Annotated in this window: 5 protein-coding genes; 3 read left to right on the forward strand and 2 right to left on the reverse strand. The window is 65.2% G+C overall.

All coding sequences use genetic code 11. The annotated features are described in order from the left end of the window. Positions 1–508: DUF222 domain-containing protein (locus ACRDTL_RS10650; protein WP_431506673.1), on the reverse strand; the 508-nt coding region annotated here is incomplete at its 3' end. 354 nt (positions 509–862) lie between these two features. Between ACRDTL_RS10650 and ACRDTL_RS10655 the strand changes: the two genes are divergently transcribed. Genes ACRDTL_RS10655 through ACRDTL_RS10665 form a run of 3 tightly spaced genes read left to right on the forward strand, consistent with a single transcriptional unit; the run spans position 863 to position 2,322 of the window. Further along, positions 863–1,213 carry an ArsR/SmtB family transcription factor gene (locus ACRDTL_RS10655; protein ID WP_431506674.1) on the forward strand — a complete coding sequence of 117 codons (351 nt, stop codon included), beginning with the start codon at positions 863–865 and terminating at the stop codon, positions 1,211–1,213. 9 nt (positions 1,214–1,222) lie between these two features. After that, positions 1,223–1,702: an SRPBCC family protein gene (locus ACRDTL_RS10660; RefSeq protein ID WP_431506675.1), complete on the forward strand. Its 480-nt coding sequence runs from the start codon at positions 1,223–1,225 to the stop codon at positions 1,700–1,702. Between the two features lie 5 nt (positions 1,703–1,707). Next, positions 1,708–2,322 (forward strand): maleylpyruvate isomerase family mycothiol-dependent enzyme, encoded by a 615-nt coding sequence (locus tag ACRDTL_RS10665; protein WP_431506677.1) that lies wholly within the window; start codon positions 1,708–1,710, stop codon positions 2,320–2,322. 10 nt (positions 2,323–2,332) lie between these two features. Here the strand turns inward: ACRDTL_RS10665 and ACRDTL_RS10670 are convergent, their stop codons facing one another. Next, positions 2,333–2,767 (reverse strand): anti-sigma factor antagonist, encoded by a 435-nt coding sequence (locus ACRDTL_RS10670; protein WP_431506676.1) that lies wholly within the window; start codon positions 2,765–2,767, stop codon positions 2,333–2,335. Positions 2,768–2,875: the final 108 nt, after the last annotated feature.

The raw sequence follows: 2,875 nt of genomic DNA on the forward strand, positions 1-2,875 counted from the left end.
TCAGCTCGTCGGGGCGGTGTTGCCCGCCGAGGCGGGCCAGCTGGGCTTCGGCCTGCTGGCGGGTTTCGGCGTCGACGACGTTGGGCAGCCGGTGACAAAACCCGCGGATCACCGCCACATGGCCGGCCCCGAGGTGTCCGGCGCGCTGCGCGGCGGCGGTAGCGGTCAGCAGCGGCGCTAAGGGTTCGCCGGTGATGGCCCGCCGCGGCCCCAGGTCGGCGGCCTCGCCGATGCGCCGCGAGGCGTCGGCGCGACTGATCCGCAACCGATCGGCCAGCGCCGACGATAGCTTGCCACCCAGCTCACTGGGGTCGGCTTGCTCGGCTATCTGGTTGATCAGCGGGTGCTCGACGGCCGGCAGTTGGCGGCGGAAGATCTCGCAGCGGGCCAGCATCGCCAGCCGTTCCGGGGTGATCAGCGCGTCGAAGGACAACGCCAAGGCCCGGTCGAGGTACGCGTCGAGGCCGTCGAAAACTTCGACGATCTCCTCACGGCTGCCCGAATGCATGTTCGAATACTAGCTGCGACGGTCCGACACAACGCCGCTCGCCAAACCCGTCATTGTGCTCGCCAAACCGTCATTGTGGACAAAAGCCCAACTGTGGATAACGGATTACTGCGCCAACCGGCGTCGGCCCCAGTCGGAAGCGGCCAGCATGGTCGCCGCCAGGCCTGCGCCCACCAACGAACGACGATGCCGGGTGGCCCAGAATTGCGCGCTGTGACAGTGTGATTGGTCGTCGAACACCCCGTGTGCTCCGCAGTCGCGGCCGTTCGACCCGTACCGGCGGCGGGGGAGTAAACGCTCGTTAGTAGTCACTTACCGTTGACACACACTTACCGTTAGTTCATACTTACGGATGTGGCTACCTCGGTGGATGCCGTGCTGGAGGCACTAGGAGATCGCACTCGTCGCGCGATCCTGGAGAAGCTGTCATCCGGCCCGGTTGCCGTCGGTGTACTGGCCGATCAGTTGCCGGTTTCGCGGCCGGCCGTATCGCAGCATTTGCGGGTGCTCAAGGGCGCTGAGCTGGTGGTGGAATCGGTCGCCGGCACTCGGCGTCTGTATCGCATCAACCCCTCGGGCCTGCAGATCGTGCGCGACTACTTCGACCGGTTCTGGGAATCCACGCTGGACAACTTTGCCATTCTCGCCGAAACCGAAACCGAAACCGAAACCGAAGCCGAAGCCGCCCGAACCGCAAAGAAATGAGGAAGAGCGATGGATATCGAATCCGCTGCTGCCCTTGAGGTTTCCCGCTCGATCAGCGTGCCGCTGTCGCCGGCGCGCGCATTCGAGCTGTTCACCACGCGAATGACCGACTTCTGGCCCAGGGAGCACTCGATCGGCGACTCCGAGATCGCCGAGGTGGTGGTCGAGCCGCAATATGGCGGGCGCTGGTTCGAACGCGGGATCAGCGGCAGCGAATGTCAGTGGGGCCGGGTCGGCTCTTGGGATCCACCGCGAAAGATCGTGCTGCTCTGGCAGATTGGTGTTGACTGGCGCTTCGACCCGGGCTTCGAAACCGAGGTTGAGGTGACGTTCACTGAAGAGAGCCCGGATCGCACCAGACTGGATCTGCGCCATCGCAACCTGCAGCGCTACGGCGATGCGGCCGAGCAGATGCGAGCCATTTTCGACTCTCCGGGCGGATGGGCCGGAACGCTAGCCGGCTTCGTGGAATTCGCGATATGCCAATGACCACCATGCAGATGGCCTGCGAGGAACGCGAAGACTTCGCAGGCCTGCTCGCCGGACTCTCGCCGGAACAGTGGGATCACCCCAGCCTGTGCGAACGCTGGCGGGTGCACGACGTCGTCGCGCACGTGCTCAGCTATGACGAACTCAGCCGCTCGCAATTGGTTCGGCGCTTCCTCAAGGGCGGATTGGTGCCGTCTCGCATGAACGCGATCGGGGTCGCCGAGTACGCCGCTCGATCACCCGGTCAGCTCACCGAACTGATGCGTGACTGCATCCCGCCACGCGGCTTCATGACGGCATTCGGCGGCATGATCGCCCTGGTCGACGGCATGATCCACCAGCAGGATATTCGGCGACCACTCGGTATCGCGCGGGTGATTCCACCGATGCGCCTGCGCACCGTGTTGGACTACGCGTTGCGCGCCCCTGCTGTGCGTGGCGCCAGGCGGGCCCGGGGCGTGCGACTGGCGGCGACCGACCTTGACTGGACCCATGGCAGCGGACCCGAGGTGAAGGGTCCCGGGGAAGCCCTCCTGATGGCGATGGCGGGACGACCTGACGCACTAAGCCAGCTGGGCGGTCAGGGCAAAGGCCTTCTCGCCCAGCGCATCTGCAGGTAGGACGGGGGGCTTACTCGTCAGCAGATGCCAGCAGCGCGTCGTCCACGCTGTCATGCACCGGCAGCAGCTCGCTCAGCCCGCACGCGGCGACGGTCCGCGCAACGATCGGCTGGCTGCTGACCAGCCGTAGGTCTACGTCGCGACGTCGGCATTGCTCGGCCTCCTCGGCCAGTGCGGCGAATGCACAGCAGGCCATGAAGTCCAGGCCGCTGGTGTCGACGACAAACGCGCTCGACGGGCTGGTGGCGGCGGATGCCTCGCTCAGCAGGCGCCGCCAGGTCATCTCGTTGGAGGCGTCCAGCTCACCTCCGGCATGAACGATCACCGCCGGTCCGCTGCGCTCGGTGATGGTCCGCAATGTGCTCCGCGCACCCGCCAACTCGGAAATCAGACGGCCGCTCAACATCAGATGGCTGGTGGATGCTTCTGGTGCCGCAAGACTCATGGTGAACTCCTAACCACTCGGCAGAGCGCCGGGAAGGATGCCCGCCCTACGTACCTGAAGACAGACGTGCTTTAAAAGCAGATCTCATTTGTATAACAGAGGCCCATC

This window comes from Mycobacterium sp. (genome assembly GCF_050700595.1).
In the GTDB taxonomy this organism is placed as follows: Bacteria; Actinomycetota; Actinomycetes; order Mycobacteriales; family Mycobacteriaceae; genus Mycobacterium.

Excerpts from the sequence above, each read along its gene's own strand:
- ACRDTL_RS10660 (WP_431506675.1), top strand. The coding sequence starts at position 1,223 with ATGGATATCGAATCCGCTGCTGCCCTTGAGGTTTCCCGCTCGATCAGC.
- ACRDTL_RS10665 (WP_431506677.1), top strand. The coding sequence starts at position 1,708 with ATGCAGATGGCCTGCGAGGAACGCGAAGACTTCGCAGGCCTGCTCGCC.
- ACRDTL_RS10670 (WP_431506676.1), bottom strand. The coding sequence starts at position 2,767 with ATGAGTCTTGCGGCACCAGAAGCATCCACCAGCCATCTGATGTTGAGC.